General features: G+C 67.3%; 24 protein-coding genes and 2 pseudogenes. 18 read left to right on the top strand and 8 right to left on the bottom strand.

The window, feature by feature from the left end; translation table 11 throughout:
* Positions 1-11 precede the first annotated feature (11 nt).
* Positions 12-1433, bottom strand: a complete 1422-nt coding sequence (locus ACFWPK_RS07495) for an amidase (RefSeq protein WP_378913734.1) — start codon at positions 1431-1433, stop codon at positions 12-14.
* A gap of 89 nt (positions 1434-1522) precedes the next feature.
* Positions 1523-2362, bottom strand: coding sequence for an alpha/beta fold hydrolase (locus ACFWPK_RS07490; protein WP_378913752.1), 840 nt, complete (start codon positions 2360-2362; stop codon positions 1523-1525).
* Positions 2363-2505: 143 nt separating this feature from the next.
* Between ACFWPK_RS07490 and ACFWPK_RS07485 the strand changes: the two genes are divergently transcribed.
* The 4 genes from ACFWPK_RS07485 to ACFWPK_RS07470 all read left to right on the top strand — a co-directional run bounded on the left by ACFWPK_RS07485 (position 2506) and on the right by ACFWPK_RS07470 (position 5757).
* A complete protein-coding gene (locus ACFWPK_RS07485; RefSeq protein ID WP_378913733.1) occupies positions 2506-3363 on the top strand; it encodes a helix-turn-helix domain-containing protein in 858 nt (285 codons plus the stop codon).
* The gene (locus ACFWPK_RS07480; RefSeq protein WP_378913732.1) at positions 3360-4067 is read left to right on the top strand and encodes a DUF998 domain-containing protein; all 708 of its coding nucleotides are present in this window, start codon (positions 3360-3362) and stop codon (positions 4065-4067) included. Before ACFWPK_RS07485 ends, ACFWPK_RS07480 begins: the two co-directional genes overlap by 4 nt.
* A gap of 504 nt (positions 4068-4571) precedes the next feature.
* Entirely contained in the window at positions 4572-5561 is a 990-nt protein-coding gene (locus tag ACFWPK_RS07475; RefSeq protein WP_378913731.1) for a hypothetical protein, read from the top strand.
* A gap of 10 nt (positions 5562-5571) precedes the next feature.
* Positions 5572-5757, top strand: coding sequence for a hypothetical protein (locus ACFWPK_RS07470; RefSeq protein WP_378913730.1), 186 nt, complete (start codon positions 5572-5574; stop codon positions 5755-5757).
* Positions 5758-5761: 4 nt separating this feature from the next.
* Here ACFWPK_RS07470 and ACFWPK_RS07465 read toward each other — a convergent pair whose 3' ends face one another.
* Together ACFWPK_RS07465 and ACFWPK_RS07460 are read right to left on the bottom strand one after the other, a co-directional pair.
* The gene (locus ACFWPK_RS07465; protein WP_378913751.1) at positions 5762-6328 is read right to left on the bottom strand and encodes an LGFP repeat-containing protein; all 567 of its coding nucleotides are present in this window, start codon (positions 6326-6328) and stop codon (positions 5762-5764) included.
* A 492-nt stretch (positions 6329-6820) separates the two neighbouring features.
* Positions 6821-7474, bottom strand: a pseudogene (locus ACFWPK_RS07460) (DUF1906 domain-containing protein); the annotation flags it as partial.
* 232 nt (positions 7475-7706) lie between these two features.
* Between ACFWPK_RS07460 and ACFWPK_RS07455 the strand changes: the two are divergent.
* The 11 genes from ACFWPK_RS07455 to ACFWPK_RS07405 all read left to right on the top strand — a co-directional run bounded on the left by ACFWPK_RS07455 (position 7707) and on the right by ACFWPK_RS07405 (position 19169).
* Complete coding sequence (locus ACFWPK_RS07455) at positions 7707-8462, top strand: prolipoprotein diacylglyceryl transferase (protein WP_378913729.1); 756 nt, start codon at positions 7707-7709, stop codon at positions 8460-8462.
* A complete protein-coding gene (locus ACFWPK_RS07450; protein ID WP_378913728.1) occupies positions 8459-8857 on the top strand; it encodes a hypothetical protein in 399 nt (132 codons plus the stop codon). The genes ACFWPK_RS07455 and ACFWPK_RS07450 overlap by 4 nt, the downstream gene beginning before the upstream one ends.
* 5 nt (positions 8858-8862) lie before the next feature.
* On the top strand, positions 8863-10413 hold the full coding sequence (locus tag ACFWPK_RS07445) for a radical SAM protein (RefSeq protein ID WP_378913750.1): 1551 nt from the start codon (positions 8863-8865) through the stop codon (positions 10411-10413).
* A complete protein-coding gene (locus ACFWPK_RS07440; protein ID WP_378913727.1) occupies positions 10410-10682 on the top strand; it encodes a hypothetical protein in 273 nt (90 codons plus the stop codon). Before ACFWPK_RS07445 ends, ACFWPK_RS07440 begins: the two co-directional genes overlap by 4 nt.
* A gap of 69 nt (positions 10683-10751) precedes the next feature.
* Positions 10752-12200: a S8 family serine peptidase gene (locus ACFWPK_RS07435; RefSeq protein WP_378913726.1), complete on the top strand. Its 1449-nt coding sequence runs from the start codon at positions 10752-10754 to the stop codon at positions 12198-12200.
* 6 nt (positions 12201-12206) lie between these two features.
* On the top strand, positions 12207-12818 hold the full coding sequence (locus ACFWPK_RS07430; RefSeq protein ID WP_378913725.1) for a 1,4-alpha-glucan branching protein: 612 nt from the start codon (positions 12207-12209) through the stop codon (positions 12816-12818).
* Positions 12819-12863: 45 nt separating this feature from the next.
* Positions 12864-14105, top strand: a complete 1242-nt coding sequence (locus ACFWPK_RS07425) for a GNAT family N-acetyltransferase (RefSeq protein WP_378913749.1) — start codon at positions 12864-12866, stop codon at positions 14103-14105.
* A gap of 139 nt (positions 14106-14244) precedes the next feature.
* Entirely contained in the window at positions 14245-16554 is a 2310-nt protein-coding gene (locus ACFWPK_RS07420) for an ATP-binding cassette domain-containing protein (protein WP_378913748.1), read from the top strand.
* Positions 16551-17138, top strand: coding sequence for a DUF308 domain-containing protein (locus ACFWPK_RS07415; protein ID WP_378913724.1), 588 nt, complete (start codon positions 16551-16553; stop codon positions 17136-17138). The genes ACFWPK_RS07420 and ACFWPK_RS07415 overlap by 4 nt, the downstream gene beginning before the upstream one ends.
* A gap of 215 nt (positions 17139-17353) precedes the next feature.
* Positions 17354-18775, top strand: coding sequence for a three-helix bundle dimerization domain-containing protein (locus ACFWPK_RS07410; RefSeq protein ID WP_378913723.1), 1422 nt, complete (start codon positions 17354-17356; stop codon positions 18773-18775).
* A gap of 193 nt (positions 18776-18968) precedes the next feature.
* A complete protein-coding gene (locus tag ACFWPK_RS07405) occupies positions 18969-19169 on the top strand; it encodes a hypothetical protein (protein WP_378913722.1) in 201 nt (66 codons plus the stop codon).
* Positions 19170-19222: 53 nt separating this feature from the next.
* Here the strand turns inward: ACFWPK_RS07405 and ACFWPK_RS07400 are convergent.
* From ACFWPK_RS07400 to ACFWPK_RS07385, 4 genes and pseudogenes are all read right to left on the bottom strand, one after another.
* Positions 19223-19318, bottom strand: a pseudogene (locus ACFWPK_RS07400) (IS5/IS1182 family transposase); the annotation flags it as partial.
* A 319-nt stretch (positions 19319-19637) separates the two neighbouring features.
* Positions 19638-20903: a glycosyltransferase family 87 protein gene (locus ACFWPK_RS07395; protein ID WP_378913721.1), complete on the bottom strand. Its 1266-nt coding sequence runs from the start codon at positions 20901-20903 to the stop codon at positions 19638-19640.
* A gap of 315 nt (positions 20904-21218) precedes the next feature.
* A complete protein-coding gene (locus ACFWPK_RS07390; RefSeq protein ID WP_378913720.1) occupies positions 21219-22340 on the bottom strand; it encodes a winged helix DNA-binding domain-containing protein in 1122 nt (373 codons plus the stop codon).
* Between the two features lie 76 nt (positions 22341-22416).
* On the bottom strand, positions 22417-23574 hold the full coding sequence (locus tag ACFWPK_RS07385) for an epoxide hydrolase family protein (RefSeq protein ID WP_378913719.1): 1158 nt from the start codon (positions 23572-23574) through the stop codon (positions 22417-22419).
* 62 nt (positions 23575-23636) lie between these two features.
* Here ACFWPK_RS07385 and ACFWPK_RS07380 point away from each other — a divergent pair, with 62 nt between their 5' ends.
* The 3 genes from ACFWPK_RS07380 (at position 23637) to ACFWPK_RS07370 (ending at position 26099) form a co-directional block, all read left to right on the top strand.
* A complete protein-coding gene (locus ACFWPK_RS07380; protein ID WP_378913718.1) occupies positions 23637-24638 on the top strand; it encodes a helix-turn-helix transcriptional regulator in 1002 nt (333 codons plus the stop codon).
* A 158-nt stretch (positions 24639-24796) separates the two neighbouring features.
* Positions 24797-25624, top strand: a complete 828-nt coding sequence (locus ACFWPK_RS07375) for an alpha/beta fold hydrolase (RefSeq protein ID WP_378913717.1) — start codon at positions 24797-24799, stop codon at positions 25622-25624.
* 46 nt (positions 25625-25670) lie between these two features.
* Positions 25671-26099 carry a nitroreductase/quinone reductase family protein gene (locus ACFWPK_RS07370; RefSeq protein ID WP_378913716.1) on the top strand — a complete coding sequence of 143 codons (429 nt, stop codon included), beginning with the start codon at positions 25671-25673 and terminating at the stop codon, positions 26097-26099.
* The last annotated feature ends 63 nt before the right edge of the window (positions 26100-26162 follow it).

The raw sequence follows: 26162 nt of genomic DNA, 5'->3' as shown, positions 1-26162 counted from the left end.
TTCGAGTGTGGTCAGTGGCGTGGCCTGACCCAACCGCCGAACGCCTGCTCGAGTGTGAGGGCCGCCGCGATCGAGAGGTGATCGCGGTTCGGGCCGGCGACCACCTGAACCCCCAGTGGCAGATCATGGGTGCCGCGGCCGAGCGGAACCTGGGTGACCGGCAGTCCTGCGAGGCTGAACGGCGCGACCGTGTTCGTGCGCCATGGGCGCCCGGTGGTGCGACCGTGGCGGGGTGCGACCGTGGTCAGGGTGGGGTGCAGGAGCAGTCCGTCGCCGATGGTTTCGGTGATCTCGGTGGCAGCGTTGTGTGCGGCTGCGGTGATGCGCCGGGCGGCCGGGGTGGGTAGTCGTGCTGCGATCAGTTCGCCGAGTGCCAGGAGCCGGGTGGCGAGTGTGTGGTCCCCACGGGCGGCGGTGAGCTGGCTTACCGCGAGGATGTCGGCGCCTTCGTTGCGCATGATCTCGGCGAAGCTGATCCCGGTTTCCTCGGCCAGCACGATCGTGGCGAAGAGACCGATCATTCGCAGTGAACGCATCGGTACGTGGGTGACCTCGGCGCCGACGTCGGTGAGCGCGGCGGCGGCCCGGTCTCGTGCTGCCAGCACCTCGCGGCCGACCCCGGGGGCGAACGTCTTGTCGAGCAGCACCACGCGAACACCGCGGAGCGAGGTCGTCGCCGGATCACCGAGGGTGACTTCCTGTATCAGTGGGTCGGTCCCGTCGGGGCCCGCCATGATCTGCAGCAGCGGCATGAGATCGGCTGCGCGGCGGGCGATGACCCCGTTGGAGCACAAGGCGGCGACCCCGAAGGGCGGTGGCCAGGCGCCGGTGGTCGGGAGCAGGCCGGTCGTGGGACGGTGGCCGAATACACCGTTGCAGAAGGCGGGGATGCGGATAGAGCCGAGGGTGTCGGTGGCCAACCCGAATGGGGATCCGCCGCTGCCGACGGCGGCACCCTCACCGCCTGAAGACCCGCCCGCCGTGCGTGTTCGGTCGTGCACATTGCTGGTTCGCCCGTAGACCCGGTTGGTCGACTCGATCCACATGCACCCCTCGGAGGTGTTCGTCAGCCCGAGCACGATCGCGCCCGCGTCCAGGACTCGTTGCACCACAGTGGCATTGGCGGCCGGCCGCAGGTGCTTTCGTGCCACGACACCCGCCGTGTTGGGCAAGCCGGCGACCGCCAGGGATTCCTTGACGGTGATCGGTACGCCGAACAGCGGCGGCAGGTCCGCAGGTCCGGTCGCGAGGTGGGCGTCGGCGGCATCGGCCTGCTGTCGCGCGGTGTCGTAGCAATCGACGACCACGGCGTTCGTGGCAGGCGCGAAGCGTTCCAGAACGGCGATGTGGGCGTCGATCACCGCACGGACGGTCACCTCGCGAGCGCGGATCGACGCGGCCAGGCCGATCGCGGACTCATCAGTGATCGTCATGCCGTCTGGGCGGAGCATCATGCGTTACAGTATTACGCACTCTGTCAAGTAGTAGCGCGCCATGTCATGCCAGCGCGTCCAGCCGCGGGTCAGAGGGCGAGCATCGCCGCAGCGACCTGGTCCGCCGCGTCAGCTCGCAAGGAGGTACCCATGTCCTCGAGGACGAGCAGTCGCGCCGCGGGGATCTCGGCGGCGAGGACCTCGCCGTTGCCGACCGGGAAGAACGGGTCGGCGCGACCGTGCACCACCAGCGTGGGCACGTCGAGCTCACCGAGTCGCTCCCGCCATCGCGGGGCGCAGTCGATCCGCGAGAACACCATCCCGAGCTGATTCGCCTGGTGCACCGCGGGATCGCTCGACGGCGTCCGGTCCCAGATTCGAGCCGCAGTCGCCCGCGCCTGCTCCGCATCGTCGCCCAGCAGCTCGGCACCCTCGGCGGCGAACGCCGCTACGGCATCCCGGTCGGTCCAGTCAGGTTGCGCGTGGGAGAACAGCGCGCCCATGACCGCGCGGTCGTGGTCCGGCAGGTCGTCGTCGGCCGGTCCCGGCGCCACCGGCCGGGTGCCGACGAGGGTCAGTGCCGAGAACACGTCCGGGTAGTCCAGCGCGGCGACCTGAGCGACCATCCCGCCGACACCGACACCACCGAGATGAGCGGTCCCGGCACCCAGCACCCCGACCAGCGCGGCCGCGTCGGCGCCGAGATCGCGCAGGTCGTAGGCCGGATTCTCCGGGTCGAGGGTCGTCGACGCGCCGGAGTCACGCAGGTCGTAGCGGACCACACGCCGCCCGCCCGACGCGAGCCGCTCGCACAGCGCGTCGGGCCAGGACAGCATCGTTGTGCCGCCGACCAGCATGACCAGCGGATCGTCTTCGCTGCCGAAGCTCTCGATGCCGAGGTCCACACCGTTCGCCCGTACCGCGCTCATGCCACCTCGAAATGGTCTCGTCATGCCTGGACTCCTGTCAGTCGGAACACTCAGAGGTTCCGACGACAGAACCACCCGGAACTCATCGGTGCGGCCTGTATGGCGCATCCGCCGCGCCACCACGTTTCCGTAGCCTGAACCAGGTGGGAGTTGCGGATATCGGCTGCGGGCCTGGTGTGGGTTGGGATTTCGCGGATCCGTCCGCGGCCGCGCCGTCGGGTGCCGCGATCATCGGATACCGCGATGTGGCCGGCGGCGGGCTTGACTTGCGGGTTGCCGCGACGACGGCGGTCGCTGTGGTGATCGAGTTCGGGGGTCGTGACCTGATTGTCGGCGAGGCTGGTGGTCAGCAGTCATTGGGCGGTTTCGTCGTCGGACTTCCCATGGCGGCCACGCGCATTCGCAGCACGCGGGCAGAGTGCGTGGAGGTTCGCATGTCGCCGATTCGGGCGCACTCCCTGTTGGGTATTGCCGCAACCGATCTGGGGCGTGGCGTTGTCCCGTTGGAGGAGCTGTGGGGATCCGAGGTTCGGCGACTGCGGGAGCAACTCGCGGATGCCCGGACCTGGGAGGAACGGTTCGCCCTGACGAAATCGTTTCTGGCGCAGTGCGACAGGCCGATGCGGACGCCGGATCCCGAGGTGACCGCCGCCTGGCAGCGCATACTCGCCTCCGGTGGCCAGGTGAAGGTCGGCGAGCTCGCCGAATCCCTCGGATGGAGCCGCAAACGGCTGTGGGCGAGGTTCGAATCCCAGATCGGTCTGACACCCAAGCGGGCGGCGATGCTGGTCCGATTCCGGTGTGCGGTCGCCGGTTTGCTGGCGGGCCGGCCCGCCGCCGACGTCGCCGCGGTGTGTGGGTACACCGATCAGGCTCATCTGTGCCGGGATGTGTCGATCTTCGCGGACCGCACACCGGGGGTGCTGCACGCGGACAATCTGCCTGTCATCGCCCTGGATCGGTACCGGGCATGGGGAACATTTTTCCAATCTCCGGGGTGACCGATCGGTCGATAGTGATGTTCATGGAAGCCTCAGCACTAAGTACTGGTGAGCAGACAGCGGCGATGAGACTGCTGCTGGCTTGCGGTGTCATCGCTCCGCTGCTCAACATTGTTGTCATTCACGTCCTCGGGGCCATACGCCCTGACTACAACGCCTGGGTCGTCCCCGACAGCAACCTCGAACTGGGGCCTGGCGGGTGGATGCAGATAGCCAACTACATCGTCACCGGAACGCTCCTGCTCGCCTTTGCCCTCGGGACGAGGCAGCTTCTGCGTACCGGACGTGGTTCCACCTGGGTGCCCATCCTGCTCGGGATCTATGGCTTCACCTTCGTCGCCATCGGGCCGATCCTTCCCGACCCGTCGCTGGGTTACCCAGTAGGAGCCTCGGAAGCGCTGACCGTCCACGGCGCCGTTCATAGTCTCCTCGGTCTGGTTCAGTTCAGTTCGCTGACTGCGGCTTGCTTCGTGCTGGCACGGCGCGATCAGGCGCTCGAAAACCGCGGCTGGTCCCGGTATTCGGTTGCCACCGGCCTACTGGTCGCCACCTCTTATGTCGCCTTCGCCCTCACCGCCAAATTGGTAGACGGGGGACCAGCAGGGCTCATCGAACGGATCGGGATCATCGCTAGTGGCATTTGGATTGCCCTCCTGGCGATCCGCCTGCTGAGCGAGCCGGTCCCACGCGCGTCTGCCGAATAGGCGAACCCTCGAGGGGCTGAACACAAACCGGTCGACTCGGCCATTCCCCGCGGCCTCCGAGGACCTCATTGTGGTCCTCGGCGCCGTTATGGACGCCCGTACCACCGGGCACAGTTTTCGCTGTGTTCCGTTTACAATACGTAGCGTTGATGCCAACCAAACGTAAACGTAAATAATCCGAGGTGTTTGGGAACCGGCTAGCTGGCTGACCGCCGATAATGTTCACTTATCGGCGGTCAGGACCGAGACCTCTGGATTCAAGTCTTCAAGAGGCGACACGGGTTTCGTTTCGTGCAATACGTCCGAAAATGACGAAACCAACGCTACGATTCTCCTGTGTCGAGCAACTGCAACTATCCGGGCTGCGCCCGCCCCATTACCCGCGCCGGCGGTCCGGGTCGTCCCTCTGAGTACTGCGATCACCCCGACCACACGCGGTGGCGGGCGTGGCGGGAAAGGCAACGGCAGCAACAGGAGTCCGAGAGTGCGGCGGCTACTGTCACTGTGACGGCTCAGGGGCCGGTGACGGTGGCGCGGTTGCGGGCCGATGAGCTGCTCGGGCAGTTTCGGGGGCTCGCCGAGCAGCTGGGGACCACGTTGAACGCGGCAGTGGCCGAGCTGCAGACGATCGGGGATCCGTCGGTGGCCGAGGCGCAGGTCCAGGCTGTGCAGGCCGACGCGGCGCGACGGATCGCCGAGGCGGAGATCGCGACGGTGGCGGCCGAACAAGCACGGCGCGAAGCCGAAGAGGCACGCGCACTGGCGGAATCGGTGGCCGAAGAGGCGGTGGCTGCCGCGGAACAGGCGGAGCACGCGGTGAGTGAGTCGCTCGCAGCCAGGGATGAGGTCGTGGCCTCGGTGGACGCGCTCACCAGGCAGGCAGCCGAAGACGTGTTCGCCGCGCGCAGCGACGCCGAGGCGCAAGTGCGTGCGGCGCAACGACAAGCAGCCGACGACATCGACAAAGCCAAACAAGACGCCGACGACAGTGTGGCACGCGCCGAACATCGCGCCGACACCGAAATCGCCCACCAGCGCCGAGACGCCGATGCCCGGATCGCGGCCGCGAACGCCGAACGCGACCTGGCGATCCAGCGGGCCGCCGACGCCGACCGTGCCACCGAACGCGCCGAACAAGCCACCGCCGAACGAGTAGAGGCGGCCGCCGAAGCACGCGAGGAGTGGCGCCGGGCCCGCACCGAACTCGACACCGCGCGTAGCGAACTCGACCGCACCCGCACCGAACTCGCGGAATTGCGCCGCACCACCAGCATCGAAACCCAGCAACGCCGCGACGAATCGGTGGCCGCACTGGAACAGGTGCGCACCGAAGCCGCCGAACGATGGGCCGCGCTCGACGATGCCCGCAAGCAAACCCTGGCCCGTGCCGAACGCGCCGAAGCTCAGCTCGACGAACTCCTCGCCACCACCCGCACCCCGGTGCCCGCGAACATCAGTGGGGTATCGGCGGCGGTGAGTAGCGACCTGGACTAGCGTCACGCACATGACCGAGCAGCCCGGCCCTCTCGAATCGACCCGTGAGTTCGCCGCCATCGACATCGACGACATGCTGAACGCCGAAGAAACCTACACCGGCCCGACGTCACGAACGCGGCTGATCGCGCTCCTGGTGGTGGCGGCGCTGGTCCTGGGTGCCGGTGCCACCACCCTCGCGATCCTGCTGGCCTGACCCCTCAGGCGGGCCGAGGCATCGGGGTGTCGGGCTCGCCGGAATTGCGCAGTGCGACGATCTGTTCGGGCACCCAGTAGATCCGGCCGAATTCGAACGCCTGATACATCCCGTCGTCGTGGGCGGTCTCGTCGGAGGCAGGCCAGCCGAGCTCGCCGTTCTCGGACCCGGTTGCCGCCCAACGGGCACCGATCGCGCCGTGCACCCAGTACGCGGGTTGTGCGGCGCGCCGGTAGACGGTGCCGCCTTGAAAAGCCTGCGCCAGCCCGGGTCCGGAACCTCGCGGATCGGGCAGTTCGGTGTGCTCGGCGGTCGGGTAGCCCAAGGGGCCTGTCTCCCGCCCCAGCTCGACGTACTTGGCCATGACCGTCGTCGGGATGGCGTGGGCATCGGTGGCCGGATGCCAATAGACGTAGCCGTGCTCGAATTCGGCGAAACGTCCCACCCCGTCCGGGGTGGGGAGTTCGCCGTCTGTGCGGCGCGCGCCCAACCACGGGGACGCGGCGGCACGGGCATCGATCGCGGTCTGCCCGGTCCCACCGGCGAACGAGGCGACGTGGGCCGCGAACACATCCCACGGGAAGTTCGGGCCGACATCGGTATGCGAGCCGATACCGAGAGCCCTCGTGACGTACTGGTGATCGGAGATACCGTCGGCGACGTGGTAATCCGGCCCGATCACCTCGGTCGAGTGCCCGTGCCGGTGCGCGCTGCGCACGGCGAGGTACGCCGCGATCCGCAGATCACCGTCGATGCTCAGCCACCGCTCACGCGACCACGCGATCCGGCTGCCGGCGAAGCACAGATTCACGGTGAAAGGGTTCGCTGAGAGCACCGACCACGACGCGAGTTCCTCCGGCACCACCCGCACCACCACCGCGTCGCGCAGCGTGTAGTGATAGGACACTCCGTTGGCCGGGTTGTTCAGATACGCGGCAAGGGATTCGGCGGTGCCGTTGCCTTCCTGGGTGTGCAACAGGAAGTTGGTGACCCTGGCGCCGTCGCGCGGGGAGTGCGAGGGTCCGAGGCGGTCGATCTCGGTGAACTGCGGTACCGATGCCGAGCGGTCGATCGCCCACTGCCCGAAGTCGGGGGCGAGGATGTCGTTGACGTCGACGCGGGTGCCGTCGATGAGAGGTCCGGGGTTGCTCGGGGTGTCGATCACCCGCTGGTAGAGCACGGCGCGCGGTTCCCGTTCGGTGCCCGACCAGGCACGTGTCTGCCACGCCCAGCTGAATTCCCCTCGCGCCCCGATCACCCCGTCCTCGATCGCCCACGCGCAGACCCGGGAGTGCCCGTAGATCCCGGTCCATGCCGTACCCAGCACCGCATTGACGCCGCGGAAGAACTCGACGGCCGTGCTGTTCCACTGTGACAGCGAGATGTCCTCGTCGACGGCGAAGAAGATCGGTGCGTGTCGAGGCGCGCCCACGCTCAGGTGGGTGGCCAACGCCTGTTCGGCCATCTGGCGACCGCCATCGAAACCGGTGGTCCAGTCCGACGGGGTCGCGTTGCCGGGTTTGCCGTATTGCCAGATGGAGACGATGTCGAGCCCGGCAGTGGTGAGCGCGCGAGCGTAGTCGGCGGTGATCGGTTTGGCACCGAAGTTCGCGCCCGGCCTGCTCGGTGAGATGTAGGCGAGGACCGCCGAATGGCCCGCCGCGGCGATCGCCCGCGGATCGATGAGCCTGGCCGCGAAATCGACAGCTGTAGACATGATTGACCCCCTGTATGACTGCGTATCCGATGGAATTCCCGAAATGGTGGAACTATCGCGATGATTTACGCTGGTACCCGAGGATCGATACCTGGGTGAGGATCTCACCGTGCACCATTCTAAACGAAACACTCACTCCCGCACCGTCGTTCACCAACGAACAGGGTAGTACCCGAATTCTGGAGTAGTTTCACTCACGCACCGCGGCCGATGGGCCCGCTAACCTTTCGCCATGGTGGCGCAGCTGATGTGGGGGATCCCGACGCACGGGTTCTTCGTCGCGCTCGGTGTCGCTGTCGCCGCGGTGGTGTTCGTGGCCGAATGCCGACGACGTGACGCGCTGCGCGAGGAGTCGCTGGTCGCGGTCACCGGGGCGTTGGTCGGTGGGGCGATCGGCATGCGGTTGTCGAGTCTGGCCGAGACCCTGGATCCCTTCGAGAGCTGGATGTTCGGTGCGCGCAGCGTGCTCGGCGGCCTACTCGGCGCGTACGTGGGTGTGTTGATCGCGAAAAGGATCATCGGATACCGGGAACGAACCGGTGACCTGTTCGCACCCGCGGTGGCGCTGGGCATGGCGGTGGGGCGCGTCGGGTGCTTGCTCACCGAAGCACCGGGTCGGCCGACGAGCCTGCCGTGGGGAATCCACGCGCCCGCGACGGTGCCGCAGTGCCCCGGGTGCGTGGCCGGTGTGGCGATGCACCCGAGCTTTCTCTACGAAATCGTGTTCCAGCTCGCCGCTTTCGGCGCACTGTGGTGGTTGCGCGACCGGATCAGCACGCCGGGGGAGCTGTTCACCCTCTATGTCGGTGCCTATGCGATCTTCCGGTTCCTGGTCGAGTTCACCCGCGCCAATGACACGGTGTGGCTGGATCTGACGCGCCCGCAATGGTTCCTGCTGCCGGGACTGGTCCTGGTCGCGGTGCGCTGGAGCATCGGCTACCGGCGCGGGAACTACGACGGTGTACTTCGACGAAAGGTCGTGGCATGAACTTTCCTCCCGGACCACCACCGAACATGCCGCCCCCACCACCACAGCAGGGCGGGAAGCCGCCTGGGCAGGGCGGTCAGGTCGCGGCGATGGCGTTGGCGGGTGCGATGGCGTTCATCGTGGCCAACGCGATGGCGGGATTCATCGTGTTCATGGTCGTGGCCTCCATGAACGACGACACCGCGACCAAGGCGCTGTTCGGGCTCACTGCGGTGGTCAGTGCGGCGGCGGCCTTCGGGGGTGGCTGGTTGTTGATCCGGCGCAAACGGCCCGCGCCCAAGGGGTTCGGGATGGGGCTGATGATCGGGTGGTCGCTGGTCACGGTGTGCACGGCGGGTCTGTGCACGGCCATCAACCCGGAGCTGTACACGGGGATGTTCGGGATGGCGCGATGACCGGGATGCCGTTGCGGGGCGATCGAATCCTGCGTTATGTCACCGCGTTCTGCCCCCGCTGTCACGATGAACACCCCGAGACACCGCTGCCCGACGTCGCGCGCCTGTCGGGGTGGTTGGCCGAACGGGACGGCAAGGTGTTCCTCGAACGAGGGTGTCGCACCCACGGCATGGTGCGGACCCTCTACGACGAGGACCCCGAAATCCTGGCCTACCTCGAAGAGTGGACGGCCCCGACCAAAGCGCACCTGCCCGACACCGCGGGCAATTTCGATCCGGTGCCCTCGGCATACCTGCGCGGGCTGCCCGAGATGCAGACCCAGCACACCTGCATCCTCCTCGAGGACATCATCGACAGCTGTAACCTGCGCTGCCCCACCTGTTTCGCCGACTCCTCGCCCGAACTGCGCGGCGTGGTGGCGGTCGAGGACGTGCTGGCCAATGTCGACCAGCGTCTGGCCCGCGAGAACGGGCGCCTGGACGTGCTGATGCTCAGCGGCGGCGAACCGACCCTGCATCCGCAGTTGCCGCAACTGCTCGCCGAGCTGACCGCACGGCCGATCACCCGGATCCTGCTCAACACCAACGGTCTGCGCATCGCCGTCGACGACGAGTTGCTGGCGCTGCTGGGTGCGCATCGCGACCGGGTCGAGGTGTATCTGCAATACGACGGGGAAACGGCGCAGGCATCACGGCATCACCGCGGTGGCGACCTGCGGGCCCGCAAACAGCAGACGCTGCAACGGCTTTCGTCGAACGCCATCTTCACCACCTTGGTGATGACGGTCGCGCTGGGCGTGAACGACGACGAGATCGGTGCGGTCCTGCGCACGGCGATGGACACACCGTTCGTGGGCGGGGTGTCGATCCAACCGCAATTCGGTTCCGGGCGTTCGGGATCGATCGACCCGATGGACCGGCTCACCCACACCGGTGTACTGCGCCGACTCGGCCCGCAGACCGGCGGCCAGGTCACCTGGCGTGACCTCACCGCGCTGCCGTGTTCGCATCCGCACTGCTGCTCGGTCGGTTACCTGCTGCGTGACGACGCGGGGGAATGGCGGTCGCTGGTCTCGCTGATCGGGCACGAGCGGTTGAAGCAGCAGCTGGGGCTCGTATCGAACCGGATCGCGGACTCTGCGCTACCCGCCGAACTGCGGGTGGCGGTGCAGGAGTCGCTGCTGGGATTGCTCTCGGAGCAGTCGTCGCTGTCACATCCGGAGATCGGGCGGGTGTGGCGCAATATCTGCGAGAACTGTGATCTGGGGATGTCGACCCTGCTCACGTTGGCGTCGTCGGCATTGCCCGGGCGGCGCAAACGGTTGCGGACGTTGCTCGGGGAACGGGTTGTGCGGATCACGGTCAAACCGTTCATGGATATGTCGACGATGATCGAGGAACGTCTCACCCAGTGTTGCGTGCACGTCGGGACCCGCGCTGACGCCGATCAGTGCGCGCCGTTCTGTGCGGTGCAGGCGTGGCCGGCGCTGTCGCGGCAGCGGTTGTCGGCGGCGGCACCGTCCGGGCGGGCGTTGTTGCCGGTGGAGGTGCGGTGAGCGCGCGCGGGGTCTATTACGAGGAGGCGGTGCGCGGGCAGCAACCGCACGATCCGTTGACGTTGTGTGTGGTCGCGACGGTGGCGTTGCTGACGTGGCTGGTGGGGCCGTGGGCGGTGGCCGGGTTCGGTGCGCTCGCGTTCGTCGGCTATTGGCGGGCGTGGCGGGCCGGGTTGCGGCGCAGTCGATGCTGGTTGCGCGATACACGGCTGGTGCTGGTGTATGTCGGGGCGATCGCCGTGGTCGGGGTCGTCGCCGCGCTGTGGTGACGGTGTGTCGCCGAATCCGTTGCCGCAGAACAGTAGCGGGCAGACGTGGTGCACGGTTGACTGGTAACCATGGCCTCCACTCGATCCAGCAGGCAGCGCCGATCAGGGGTGCCCGCACCCGCGGTCCCGCCGGGCGAACTGATCGTCATCACCACGCCCGCCGGTCCGGAGATCACGCCGATCGCTTTGCGCGAGAACCGATCCGTCCGCGCCAGGGTCGATGAATTGCTGCCCGGCACGGCACGGCTGGTGCCGATCTTCGGGCCGGACAACCGACTCGCGAACAGACTGGCCGACACACCGCAGGCGCCGGTCGCGGGGGAGTACCTCAGCTACTACTCGGTGCACGGTGAGCTGGGTGACCTCGGTGAGCTTGCCCACCGGCTGCGTGCGGACGACACCGTCGCCGCCGCTTACGTGAAGCCCGCGGCCGAACCACCGCTGGCACCCCTCGCGGCGAACATCGTCGCACCGCGAGCACCCGCTGTGACACCCGACTTCCGGGTCAGGCAGGCCTATCTGGACGCCGCGCCGAACGGCATCGACGCGGTGTGGGCGCACGGTCGGCCCGGCGGGCTCGGCACCGGCGTGCGGGTGATCGACGTCGAGGGTGCGTGGCGGTTCACCCACGAGGATCTGCGCCAGAACCAAGGCGGGATGATCGGTGGCACCGCATCGGCCGATCTGGGCTGGCGCAACCACGGCACCGCCGTGGCCGGGGAGATCAGCGGCGACCTCAACGCCGTCGGCGTCACCGGAATCGCACCCGAGGCCCACATCAGAGCCATCTCAATCTTCGGCATCGGCTCGGCCGCCGCGATCCGCTCGGCGGCCGACGCCCTCGACCCCGGCGACATCGTCCTCATCGAATTACACCGCCCCGGACCACGTTTCGACTACCGGGGCACCCCCGACCAGCGCGGCTACATCGCCATCGAATGGTGGCCCGACGACCTCGCCGCCATCCGCTACGCCGTGAGCCGCGGCATCGTTGTCGTCGAAGCGGCGGGCAACGGCGGCGAAAACCTCGACGACGCCGTCTACGACACCCGCCCCGGCGACTTCCCCACCACCTGGCACAACCCGTTCCGCCCCGGCCCCGCCGACTCCGGCGCCATCCTGGTCGGCGCGGGTGCTCCACCACCGGGCCTGCACGGCCGAGACCACGGCCCCGCCCGCTCCCGCCTCGACTTCTCCAACCACGGCGCCCGCCTCGACGCCCAGGGCTGGGGCCGCGAAGTCACCACCACCGGCTACGGCGACCTCCAAGGCGGCCCCGACGAAGACCTCTGGTACACCGACGAATTCAGCGGCACCTCCAGCGCCTCCCCGATCGTCGTCGGCGCCATCGCCGCCTACCAGGGCATCCGCACCCACGGCCCCGGCCGCGCAACCCCCGACCAGATCAGAACCCTCCTGCGCACCACAGGCTCCCCCCAAACCTCCGCCCCGACCCGCCCCACCACCCAACGCATCGGCACCCTCCCCGACTTGCGCGCCATGAACGCGAAAGGCTGATCCGCGATGGCTGTCATCCACCAGACCACCGTTACCCCGGCCAAGCTCGATATCGTCGCGGCGTGGTTGCCGAGTCGGCAGTGGTATCAGGGCGCGATTCCACAGATACACAAAGCCGGCGGATTCCGGCTCGATGATCCTGCCGGCGAGGTGGGTATCGAATTCATGTTGTTCGTCGATGATTCCGGTGCTGACCAGGTGTTGTATCAGGTGCCGTTGACCTACCGCGGGGCACCGCTCCCGGGCGGTGACTCCGCGCTACTCGGCACCGCCGAGCATGGAGTACTCGGCCGCCGCTGGATCTACGACGCCACCCGCGATCCGGTAGCGATCGGTGCCATCGGGGCTCTGCTGACAGGTCGGACGAGGGCGCAGGCTCAGAGCCTCAGCGACACGACAGATCCGACGGTCATGGTGACGCAGGCCGAACGGAAACTCGTTGACGGTGATATCGGCATCGGTGTGGACGGCGTCGCCCACACCGACGTTCCTCTAGGGTTCGCTGTCGTGCGATTCCATCGCTCGCCCACAGCCGTGCGACTCGGCGGGGCAGGTTCGGTCTCAGCGCCCTCCGTGCTGGGCCCGGTCGTCGAGTTGATCACTGTGCTGACCGACTAGGAGTTGCTGCGGCTCTGCGACGCGCCACATCGGGTCGAAAACCAGATGTGGCGAGGCCGGGTGGCGTGGGAGGGTACGAGGATGGCATCGGTGAAGAGTGTTTGCGTTCGGGCGGGTACTCAGGCGGACTCGGCTGCGATCACGGGGTTGCAGGAGGCCGGGTTCGGTATGCGGTACGGGGGTGATGAGAACGAGTTCCGGGGGGATATTTTTCCGGTCGAGCGGTCGTTGGTCGCGGTGGAGGGTGACCGGATCGTGGGGCATACGGTGGATCGGACGATGACGGTCACGGTGCCGGGGGAGCGCTCGGTGCGGGCGTGTGGGGTGTCGGGGGTCGCGGTGGCGCCGACGCATCGGCGGCGGGGGATCTTGCGCGAGCTCTATGAGGCCCAGCATGCTCGGACCGAGGCCGATGGGTTGCCGTTGACGATCTTCACTGCCAGTGAGGGCACGATCTACGGGCGGTTCGGGTATGAGGTGGCCATTCTCGACACCGCGGTGTCCATCGATACGCGGCGGGCAGAATTCCGTTCCACCACACCGGATCCCGGTGGCGTCACCTTGGAGACACTGACCGACACCGCCCCGCGGATTCGCGAGATCTACGAGCGCTGGCAGAAGGTGACGTCGGGGGCGCAAGATCGTCCGGATGCCAAGTGGGACCTGTTCTTCGCCGATGTGGAACGTCACCGCGACGGTGCGACGACACTGTTCGTGCTGCTCCACGCGGACGGCTACGCCCTGTATCGGCGCGCTAGGCGCGAGGACCGTGGCATCGCGGCGGTCTGGGAATTCCGTGCCGTGACCCCCGACGCGCACGCCGCACTGTGGCGAGTGCTGCTCGGCATGGACCTCGTCGACACCGTGGAAGCCGAGATCGCCGACGATGATCCACTGGCCTACATGCTCACCGACCCGCGCGCGGTGCAGGTGACCCACCGCGGCGACTCACTGTGGGCGCGGGTCATGGACGTACCCGCCGCCCTGACCGCCCGCACCTACCGCGCCGACCTCGACACCGTCCTGGCGGTGCACGACCCGTTCCGCGGCGCGGGCGGGAACTTCGCGCTGCGGATCCGCGACGGCATCGCCGAGTGCGAGCCGACCACCCGGACAGCGACTCTCGGTTTCGACATCAACATTCTCGGCGCCCTCTACTTCGGTGGGCAGCGCGCGAGCACTTTCGCCGCCGCGCACCGGATCACGGTCGAGGACCCGATGGTGCTGCGCGCGTTCGACGAAGCGTTCACCGCCGACCGTGCCCCGCAATTGGGTTGGTTCTTCTAGGCTCTACAACGACGGGCGCGTTCGCCCGAGGGTCACGGCTTCGGGAGTACGGTAGGTAGCTGTGGATTCGCACGATGTCGATTCTTCGGTTCGGGTGCGTGGCGCCCGGGTCCACAATCTGCGTGATGTCGACGCCGACATGCCGCGAAATGCCCTGGTCGCGTTTACGGGAGTGTCGGGTTCGGGCAAGTCGTCGCTGGCTTTCGGGACCCTCTACGCGGAATCGCAACGCCGATACCTGGAGTCGGTGGCACCGTATGCCCGACGGTTGCTGCACCAGGTCGAAGCTCCTGACGTCGACAGTGTCACCGGCTTACCGCCGACGGTGGCACTGGCGCAGCGCCGGTCCTCGCCGTCGTCACGATCGACCGTCGGCACCGTCACCGCGATCTCGAACACGTTGCGCATGCTCATGTCCCGCGAAGGCGACTATCCCGACACCCCGGCCAGAACCGGCCCTGGGCACTACCCGGAGGGCACCAACCGCCTCTACTCCGACGCGTTCTCCCCGAACACCGTCGAAGGCGCTTGCCCGCGTTGCCACGGACAGGGTGTCGTCCACGAAGCCACCGAGACGTCGATGGTCCCCGACCCGTCGCTGAGCATTCGCGAAGGCGCGATCGCGTCGTGGCCCGGTGCCTGGCAGGGCAAGAACCTGCGCGACGTGCTGAGCGCACTCGGCTACGACATCGACCGCCCGTGGCGTGAACTCTCACCCGCCGCCCGCGAATGGATCCTGTTCACCGAGGAGAAACCGGTCGTCACGGTCGAACCCGTGCGTGAACCACATCGCATCCACCGCCCCTACCAGGGCACCTACACCGGCGCCAAGCAGTTGCTGCTGCGTTCGCACGCCGAATCCAAGAGCGAGGCGACCAGAGCCCGTGCCGCCGATTACCTGCACACCGCCCGCTGCCCGCTGTGCGACGGGCGGCGACTCAAACCTGAAGCGCTCGCGGTGACCTTCGCCGGGTACAACATCACCGAACTCGCCGACCTGCCACTGACCGAACTCGTCGAGGTATTGCGGCCTTACACCCCTGGCACGGAGGCGCTGGCGGTACTCACCCAGGATCTCACCTCGCGGATCGATGTGCTGATCGAGCTCGGGCTCGGCTATCTGAGCGTCGACCGGGAAAGCCCGACACTGTCCGGCGGTGAGCTGCAACGATTACGGCTGGCCGGACAGTTGCGGTCGGGACTGTTCGGTGTCGTCTACATCCTCGACGAACCGTCGGCGGGCCTGCACCCCGCCGACACCGCCGCACTGACGAAAGTGCTGGACCGGCTCAAGAATTCGGGCAACAGCGTGTTCCTGGTCGAACACGACCTCGACGTCGTCCGCCACGCCGACTGGCTGATCGACATCGGCCCCGGCGCGGGCGTGCACGGCGGCAAGGTGCTCTACGCCGGTGACGTCGAGGGTTTGCGCGAGGTGGCCGACTCGGTCACCCGGCCCTACCTGTTCGACGAGATCGTCCGACCACCACGCACGGCCCGCACCCCTACCGGCGCGCTGCGATTACGCGCGATCACCAGCCACAACCTGCGAGACCTCGACGTCGACATCCCGCTGCAAGTGTTCACCGCGATCACCGGTGTCTCCGGAGCGGGCAAATCGACTCTGCTGCACGCTGTTTCGACCACCGCCACTGCCGACCCGGGCATTGTGCGAGTCGTCGAAGTGGATCAGGCGCCGATCGGGCGCACCCCGCGTTCGAACCTGGCCACCTACACCGGCCTGTTCGACACGGTGCGCAAACTGTTCGCCGCGACCGAGGCCGCGAAAGCCCGCGGGTACGGCGTCGGCCGGTTCTCGTTCAATGTCGCCGAAGGGCGCTGCCCGACCTGTCAGGGCGAGGGTTACATCACTGTGGAGTTGCTGTTCCTGCCCAGCACCTACAGCCCGTGCCCGGTCTGCCGCGGTGCGCGCTACAACCCCGACACCCTCGACATCACCTACCGGGACACCACGATCGCCCAGGTGCTCGACATGACCGTCGACCAGGCCGCCGACTTCCTCGCCGATGTAGCAGTCGTCGCGCGCGCCCTGCACACGCTGCGCGATGTCGGCCTCGGCTACCTGCGGCTCGGGCAACCGGCCACCGAACTGTCCGGTGGTGAAGCGCAACGGGTGAAACTGGCCACCGAGCTGCAGCGGGCACGGCGCGCCGACACCGTCTACCTGCTCGATGAACCGACAACCGGGCTACATCCGGCAGACACCGATATCCTGATGACACAACTGAATTCGCTCGTCGACAGCGGCGCCAGTGTGGTCGTCGTCGAACACGACATGACCGTTGTCGCCGGAGCCGACCACGTGATCGACATGGGACCGGGCGGGGGCGGGCAGGGAGGCCGGATCGTGGCGCAGGGGACACCGGAGCAGGTGGCGGAGAATCCGGTCAGCCGGACTTCGCCCTATCTGCTGGAACGGCTGACATGACCCACAGCGCGGATCGGACCCGGAATGCGATGCTCGTCGCCGGTGGGTGCTCGTTCGCGCTTGGCGTGGCGCTGCTGCTGTGGCCGGGGCGCGACGAATCGACCCTGGCGATGCTGTTCGGGATCTCGCTGGTCCTGAGCACCGCGGTGCAGGCGTATCTGGCGATGATGGCGCGGATCGCGTTCTTGCTGCGGATGCTGGTGCTGGTCAGCGCTGGGCTCACGGGGATATTGGCCGGGCTGGTCTTCAGCGGCGGCAACATCGAACTGCTTGCCTTGTGGATCGGGATCGGCTGGTCGGTGCGCGGCATCGTGCAGGCGCTGGTCGCGGCGTGGGACGACAGCATCGTCGACGGCTGGGCGCACGAAGTGTGCGGGCTGGCCACCGCCGCGATCGGCATCGCCATCATCGCGATCACCTTCCAGACGGTCACGGGTCTGGCCACGATGGCCGGTGGCGGGCTGGTCGTGATCGGTGTCATGGAACTGCTCGCCGGGGGGCTCGGGCGGGCGGCTCTGCAGGGGGCGCGCGGGTCCTCGACCGAGGATCAGGTGCCGCCGATTCGGGCCGCGACCGAGCTGTAGTAGCGAATCACACACTGCGAGTTCGACATTCGAGGTTTACGCGAACTCGGGGACAACGCGACGTTGCGGGAAGTCGAGCGAGCGCTGAACTCTGTGTGCACCCTCGCTCACGGCTGGGGTAACTGTGCTGCGCGCCGGTAGCGTGGCCCGCGGCGTGCGCACGGGTGTTCGGCGCGCCGCGTCCGCAGCCCGATTGTGAGCCCAGGAGAAGTGTGGTGTCGCGCGTAGTCCCCGGCGTAGCCGCCGATGCCGTCCAGCGTGAAGAGCTGGCGATGCGGCGGATGACCGAGAGTTTGGTCGAAGACCTGTCCGAGAACGTTCCCGTCGACCAGGTGACGTCGGCGGTAGGCGCCGCGCACCATCGTTTCACCGGTAAACCGATCCGGGAGTTCGTGCCGATTCTGGTCGAGCGGATCGTGCGCCGTGAACTCGCCGATCCCGATCCGACGGTACGGGTCCCGGCCCCCGCGGCCGGCGTGCGGGCCTCCGAGCTCATCGCGCGAGAGTCGAACACGACCGAGGAGCAGCCGAAGCGGTTGGTGAGCAGGCGTTCGGTGGTGCCGTTGTCGATCGGTGCGGTCGTGGTTGTCGGCGCCGTCGTGGCCGGAGTCGTGCTGTTGCCCGGCGGTGCTGATGCGCCGGCCGCCGCCCCGGTGGCGGAACCGACCGTGGTTCGTGGTGTCGTCGGGTCGGAGAAGATGTCGTTCTTCGCCGACGAGCGCGTGGTGAAGGTGCTCGCCGACAACGGTATCCGCGTTCAGGTCGAACCGGCTGGTTCGCGGCAGATCGCGACCACCGTCGACCTCGGCGCCTTCGATTTCGCGTTCCCGTCGAGTATTCCGGCCGCGGAACGAATCCAGCGTCAACGCAACATCACCACCAAATACACGCCGTTCTCCTCACCGATCGCCATCGCCACCTTCCGGCCGATCGCGGACCTCCTGACCGCAGCCGGGGTGATCAAGCCCGGTCCGGTCGCGACGTTCGATATGAACAAGTACCTGGAGTTGGCCGGAACCGGCGTGCAGTGGGACGACCTGCCCGACAACACCACCTACCCGGTCGCCAAGAACATTCTGGTCTCCACCACCGACCCGCGCAGCTCCAACTCCGCGGCCATGTACCTCTCGATCGCCAGTTATGTCGCCAACGACCACACCATCGTGCGCGGCGCCACCGCCGAACAGCACGTGTTGCCCGCCCTGTCGAAACTGTTCCTCGCCCAGGGCTACACCGACAACAGCAGCGACGGACCGTTCAACCAGTACCTCACCAACGGCATGGGCCCGACTCCGCTGGTCTGCATCTACGAGGCGCAGTTCGTCGAAGCGGCGGGCGAGGGCCGGATCAAGCCGGACATGATGCTGACCTACCCGACCCCGACGGTCCTGTCGAGCCACACCCTCGTCCCGCTGAACGCCATCGGTGACAAGATCGGCAAACTGCTCACCGACAATCCGGAACTGCGTCGTCTGGCCGCCGACCACGGTTTCCGCACCGGCGACACCGCCCAGTTCACCTCGGTTGCCGCCGAGCGTTCGGTACCTGTGGCCGCCGACCTGATCGACGTGGTCGACGTGCCGGCCTACGAGACTCTCGAGCACCTGCTCGACGGGGTAGCCAACTCCTACAACTGAAACCGTCCCACACCGGTGCCGCACAGCTCTGAGCTGTGCGGCACCGGTGTATTTCGGCTCGTGCCGGTCGTTCTGGCATGCTGGAATCGTCGCGATCCGCCGCCGGGGACTTGACACAGATTCAGTGCACGACTGTACACTGAGGCTTGTCAGATGCCCGAGCTGGCCTGCACTGCGAACGGAGTCCCCGGAGATGGACAAATTCGATCCCGGTCGAGAACTGATCAACGAACTGTCCGTCGCGGCGCGCCGAGCGGGAACCGCGATCGCCGCCATCTTGGGCGACGCGGGACGCGAGAGCGCCCGCGAGCTGGTCGACCTGGCGCACGAGGGCCGTGAACTGGTCGCCGGAACCCTGCGTGCTCGCGCAGACGAGCTTCGCCGCCGCCGCTGAGGGATGTCCCGTAAGTCCAAATTAGAGATGGCGAGCGATCCACCCGCCAGGGATCAGCAACCGTGGGCGAGGTTGGCCAGCGTCGCTACCCCAGCCATCGCGACGCCCACCCCGCCACCACATAGACGGCAGTCCCGCAAGATCTTCCACGCGCCGCAACTGTGCGCTCAGGCGAGCGAACGTGGCCAGCCGCAGCCCGGAGAACAACTCCACCATCACTGGGTCAGCTGCTCAACGACTTACGGGACAACCCTTAGGTTCAAATCGTCGCAGAGGTCATGAACCGCGATCGCCTGCACTTGAAGTTGGTGTAGTTCCACCCTTCTTGCCCACCAGCCGTCACCCCTGGGTAAATCAGTCGATCGGTCGAGGAGAGAACCAGTGGTGGCGGTGTAGAGCCAGGATTGGTATTTGTCCCAGGTCCAGCCGCGGCGGGTGATGTGGCGGTCGACTAGTCGGCGTGAACGGTCAGGGCTCGGAGGCGGCAACGTGTGTCACCGCGGAGGGCGCCTCGAGCATGGGGTACGCCGCGGCCGCCGGTGGCTTGCTTGTGGCCGTGCCGGACGACCGCGACGAGCCCGGCGCGGACAGTGTCGCTCCGCGCACCAGAACCACCCAGTAGCCCACGAGGACAGCGCAGTAGATCGAGTGTGTCACGGCGGCGGTAACGCTGCTGTGGGGCGGCAACTCCACGGTGAACGACAGCGGGAAGGCCGGCACCGCGAGCGCGATGGCGGTGAACTCGGCGCGGCCGAGCGTGATCAGCACGAGCACGCCCGGCCACAGCAGCATCAGGTAGTTGTGCCACGCGATGGGCGAGAACAGCAGGGCCGCGGCGAGTACCGCCCACATGGCGGTGCCGCCCGGGTCGATGCGGTCGCGGTGGCGCCCACACCACCACAGCGTGCCTGCCAGCACCGCTAGCCCGAGTACCGCCCCGATCGCGGAGGGCAGTCCGAAGCGCACGGCGAGCCCCGGCAGCGATGCGTTGTCCACCCAGCCCGACACCGGCTCGGAGAAGGCGATGCGCAGCCAGCCCGCCGCGCTCGACGGCCCGGCGACGAGCACCCCGATCAGCGAGGCGACAGCCGCGCCTGCGATTCCGGCCTTGAACGGCAACCACTGCCGCTGCACGGCCGCGAGCAGCAATAACGGTGCCAGCGACGGCTTGAGCGCCACCACGATGCCGAACAGCACGGACGCGAGCACCGGCCGCCCCCGCCGCTGCGCGATCCACCCGGCAACGAGCCCGACCAGCAGCATCGGGTAGATCTGGCCGAGCATCAGCGTTCCGTACAGCGGCGAGGACGCGAGCACAGCCAGCGTGGCCAGTGCGGTGACGGCCGGGCGCAGCCGCAGTTCCAGGCATACCGCCAACACCGAGCCCAGCATCATGAGCAGTGTCAGCACCGCGAAGGCGCGGTAGGCCGTGACCACATCCAGCGCGGCGAACGGCGTGAGCAGCATCGAGACCAGTGGCGGGTTGAGATTGCTCAGCTTCGCCGGAGTCTCGTAGATGTCGATGCCGTGGGTGAGGGCCACGGCCGAGTTCCAGAAGGTGTCGAAGTCGACGTGCACCGCGTAGGTATCGCTGGACAACAGCGGTGCCACCACCGGGTAGGGGTTCAATACGCGCAGCACCGTCTGCACGATGGACGCGAGCACGAGCAGACCTGCCACCACCCGTATGGCGGCGGTGAGATGGCTGGACTGCGCTACATTTTCTGGTGACACGGCTCCCGACGCTATCCGTACTTGTCCGGTTTTGTAGAACTGCGCTCGCCGCCGCTGCGTCCGGATGCACGATGCCGTGGTGCAATGCGCCGTCGTGCCGCGCTGGAGCTCGTCGTTCCTTCGCCTGCAGCAATACTGCCTGCCCGCAGACAGCCTTGGGGCGGGGTCGGCCGCCGGGACCCTCGAGGCGCGATCGGCTGAGAGGACGCGGCATGGACGGTCAGGACTCGGAGTCGGGAGCTTGCGTAGCCGCGGAGGGCCTTGGGCATACACGAAGCTCAGATGCGGGGCAATTGGACGGCCCGCCAGGTCTGATCACACACGTTGACGGGGTCCGTCGAGGACGACATTGCGGGTCTCGGCGTCAGCGTCGGTGAATGCCAGCAACGCGTGAGCTTCTTCGGTGACGGCGACCGCATCGTGTGTGGTGAACGGCCGGCTATAGGGGCGAATGGTGATTGTCGCGGATCCGTTGTCCCGGCTGATCGTCCAGTCGCCCGCGGTGAATCCGTCGACCAGCAGGATCTGCGCAACGGGGCGCTGGGTGCGGTACCCCTGCTCGCCGTGCTCGTCGGTGATCACGCGGGTGCGGTCCGCGTGGGAGAGCAAGACGTTGTCGAAGTCGTACAGAAACCTCGGCGGTGCCGGAGTGTCGGGGTCCGGGAGCACAGCATCGGGTAGGTCGAACAGCTGCTGGCCGTATTGATCCTGAAAAGTCTTCAAGCCCGGCCGTATCCGGTCGACAATCTCGCGCAGTTTGGTGAGGCCGGACCACATCTGCATGTCTTTCACGCCGGCGGGGCCGAACGCGGCCAGGTAGCGCAGGATCATTCGCTCTAGCGAAGGGGCAATGGTGTGGTCGGTGCCGATCCATGCGTCGGCGGTGGTGTGCGCGATCGGCCCGCTGCGGCCCCAGACGCCGCGTGGCGGCACCTGCACCAAGGGCACCTGATTGCGGATGGCGTAGACCAGCGAGGTGGGCGCGCGGTCCGGCCATCGCCTACCGAGCAGCGTGCCGAGTTGCTTGTTGGTCAACGGTTCCGGGGCGAGCAGCTCGACACCGTCGCGAATCAGTTTCGCCATGTCGATGCCCTCGATGGGCTTGCCGTGCGTGTGGTTGCGGTAGAGATCACGATCCAAGACGGGTTGGATCAGCGGACGCAGCGCGCGGGCGTCATCCGGGGTGACCAGGTGAATCGTCGAGCGCATCAAAGCGATTCGAACCAACTCGCGGCCGGTGAGCAGCTCAGCGGCCTGTTCGGGGACGAATCCGGCCAGCCGTGACCACAATCCGATGTACCAGGTGTGCGGGGTCTGGGCCTGCAGCCCGACCAGGTGCTGCACCGCGTCGACGACGGACAACTCGGAGCGGCGCAACAGCAACTGCCGATCGAGGGTGGCGCGATTGAGCGCCCGGCGACTGAGTACCTGCGTCATTCAGTAGAACCTTTCGACACGAGTGGGGTTGGTGGCGGGGCACCAACCCCACAGGGAGACAGTGCTTCGGCGCTGCCTACTCGAGTTCGCTGAAGAATTGGCGGATGTCGGCGATCAACAACTCGGGTGCGTCCTGGGTCGCCCAGTGGCTGCCCCGGTCGAACTCGTTCCAGGACACGATGTTGCTGTGATCGCGTTCGGCGAAACGGCGCAGTGGGGTGAAGTCGTAGGCAAAGCTGGCCAGTCCCGTGGGAGCGGTGGTCTGTTCGGTCGGGTGCTGGGTGTGGTGGTCCTCGTAGTAGAACCGGGCTGCCGAGGCCGCGGTGTTGGTCAGCCAGTACAGCGTCGCGTTGGTCAGAACATGATCATCGTCGAGCGCGGCCAGCAGCTGTGCGGTCCAGGCGAGCTGTCCGGTGGGTGAGTCCGCCAGCGCGTGCGCGATGTTCTGGGGCGCGCTCTCCTGCAGCCGGGCATATCCGGACATGTTGTCGTTGAAGTACTTCAGATGCTGAACGTACTGCTGTTCCGCCTCAGTCAGGTCGGCGAGCTCCGCGGGGTCGCCGGAAGGGAAGGAGAACAGTTGGGTGACATGCACCCCGATCACATGGTCCGGGTCGATTCGCCCCACTTCGGGCGAGACGTGCGAACCGACGTCGTTGCCGTGGGCGCCATAGCGGTCGTAGCCCAGTCGGCTCATCAGCTCTGCCCAGGCCGCGGCGGTGCGGTAGCGGTTCCAGCCCTGCTCCCGAGTGGATCCGGAGAACCCGAAACCGGGCAGCGAAGGGATCACCAGGTGGAATGCCTCGGCTGGGTTCCCGCCGTGGGCACGGGGATCGGTGAGCGGACCGATCAGATCGAGGAACTCGAACACCGAGTTCGGCCACCCGTGGGTGAGGATCAGCGGGGTGGCATCGACCTCCGGCGAGCGCACGTGCAGGAAATGGATGAGCTGCCCGTCGATCTCGGTGGTGAATTGCGGATAAGCATTGAGCTTGGATTCCCAGGCGCGCCAGTCGTATTCATCGCGCCAGTAAGCGGTCAGCCGCTGCACATAGTCGAGCGGGACTCCGTACTCCCACCCCGGCGGCACCGGCCCGGTCTGGACCTGCCCCTCGGTCTCGAGAGTCAGTTCCCCGGCCCAGCGCACCCGCGCCAGCCGCTCCTGGAGATCGTCGAGGTCCTCCTGCGGGATATCGATGCGGAAGGGCGTGATCGCGGTGGTCTTCGATGTCATGTCCGGAACCCTAGGAGGTATTTAGGAACACTTCGTTCCTAATGAAATGGCAGACTGAAGAAATGTTGGACACCTCGGCGCGACTGCTGCGGCTGCTGTCGCTCTTGCAGATCCCGGGCGACTGGAACGGTGCAACCCTGGCCGAACGGCTGGAAGTCAGCACACGGACGGTGCGCAACGACATCGAACGGCTGCGCCACCTCGGTTACCCGGTGCACGCGACCAGGGGAACGGCAGGCGGCTACCGACTCGGCGCGGGCGCCAGCCTGCCGCCGCTGCTACTCGACGACGAGGAGGCCGTCGCGGTGACCGTCGGCCTGCGCACCGCCGCCGGGGGCGGCATCGCCGGAGTCGAGGAAACCGCATTGCGGGCTCTCACCAAACTCGAGCAGGTGCTGCCGAATCGGTTGCGGCGCAGGGTCAACGCGTTGCAGGCATATACCGTCGTAGTTCCGGGCGAGGGCACGGGTCCGCGTGTCGACGCCGAGACGTTGACGGTGATCGCGGCCGCATGCCGTGATCACGAGCGGCTCCGATTCGACTACCTCGACCACAACCACGGCGACAGCTTGCGGGTGGTCGAGCCCTACCGGCTGGTCAACTGGGGGCGACGCTGGTATCTGGTCGCGTTCGATATCGACCGGGACGACTGGCGCACCTTCCGGGTGGACCGCATCACCCCGAAAACTCAGACCGGGCCGCGATTCGCCCCCCGTGAACTGCCGCACGACATGACCGACCGGGTGACCCGCGGCGTATCCGCGGCGGCCTGGCGATTCCGGGCATCGGTGACCGTGCACGCACCCGCCGAATTCCTCACCAGCCGTATCCCCCCGGCCGCGGGCACCATCGAAGCGATCGACGACACGACCTGTGTGCTGCGTACCGGCGCGGACACCCCCGAGGCGCTGGCGATCAACATCGGACAGCTGGGGATGCACGGCATCGAATTCACTGTCGGTGATCCGCCGGAGTTGGTCGAGCTGATTCACGCACTGGCCAACCGCTATCTGCGTGCCATCGCGGGTGCGACGGCGCCGGACGTCGTAGACGGATCAGCCTGAGTGCCAGGCTACTTTGCGGCTCGGGGCAGCTTCAGGATTCCGCTGCTGTGACCTGGGGAAACGATTGTCGTGAAATAATTTTCGCGGCGAGCGATGAGTTCGTTCGGCACGCACCGTCTGTATGAGTGCTACCTGTAGCCGAGATCCGGGAGAGCCTCATGACCGCCAGTTCCGCCGTCACCACCGGCACCTTCGTGGTGCCGGACGCCCGCCTGTACTACGAGGTCCGTGGGGCGGGACCGCTGCTCGTGCTCGTCGGCGCTCCGATGAACGCCGCCTCGTTCGCCGGGGCCGCCGAGCAACTCGCCATCACCAACACCGTCCTCACCACCGACCCGCGCGGCCATTTCGCCAGCCCCCTGGACGACCCGGACCAGGATTCGACGGTGCTCGCCCGCGCCGAGGATCTCGCCCGGCTCATCACCCACCTCGACGCGGGTCCGGCCGTGGTTTTCGGATCCAGTGGTGGCGCCGTCACCGCGCTGGCTCTGGCCCAGACCAACCCCGACCTGGTCACCACCGCCGTCGCCCACGAACCGCCGCTGCGCGAACTGCTCCCCGACGCCGAGGCCCAGCGCGCGCTCACCGAGGACATCATCGCCACCTACGCCACCGGCGATGTGATCGGCGCCTGGCGAAAGTTCTTCGCCCAAGCCGAGATTCCCATCCCGGACCCGATGCTCGAACAGATCTTCGGCGGCGACCGCGATCCTCGGCAGGTGGCCAGCGAACGCTTCTGGTTCGCTCACGAACTGCGCCCGACCACCGCCTGGGTACCGGACCCGCCGCTGCTGCGCTCGATCCCCACCCGCGTGATCGTCGGGATCGGTGCCGAGTCGTCCGGCCAGTTCTGCGATCACACCGCACGAGAACTGGCGGCGGCGCTCGGCGTCGACCCGGTCCTGTTCCCCGGCGACCACATCGGATTCGTCAACGATCCCGTCAGCTTCGCCGCCCGTCTGCAAGAAGTACTCGACGAGCCGTGAGCGTGGTTACTCGCATATGCGGAGGCCGGGGGAGAGGATGCCGGGCATGAGCGAATCGCAGGACTGGAACAGCAAGATCATCGCGGAGTTCCGCGAAAACGAAGGGCGCGTGGGTGGCCCCTTCGACGGTGCGCCGATAGCACTGGTTCATCACCGGGGACGGCGCACCGACCGGCAATTGGTATCGCCGATGATGTATCTGGCCGACGAGAACGACCCCGAGGTCATGTACGTCTTCGCGTCCAAAGCTGGTGCCCCCACCAATCCCGACTGGTACTACAACCTCGTCGCCGCGGGCACAGCGGAAGCCGAGGTCGGCACCGAGACCTTCGCGGTCACCGTCACCGAAGTCACCGGTGCCGACCGTGACCGCCTCTTCGCCGAGCAGGCGCGACGGTATCCCGGTTTCGCCGGATACGAGGAGAAGACGAAGGGTATTCGCACCATTCCGGTGCTCGCGTTGCGCCGGAACTGACCGGATGACGTCGCGGGCAGGGCGACCGGACCGCCCTGCCCGCTACCGCAGTCCTATGCGGTG

The sequence above is a fragment of the Nocardia sp. NPDC058519 genome, assembly GCF_042719755.1.
GTDB lineage: Bacteria > Actinomycetota > Actinomycetes > Mycobacteriales > Mycobacteriaceae > Nocardia.
The sequence above is the reverse complement of the archived record's forward strand: the minus strand, read 5'-3'. Positions and strand labels throughout refer to the sequence as shown.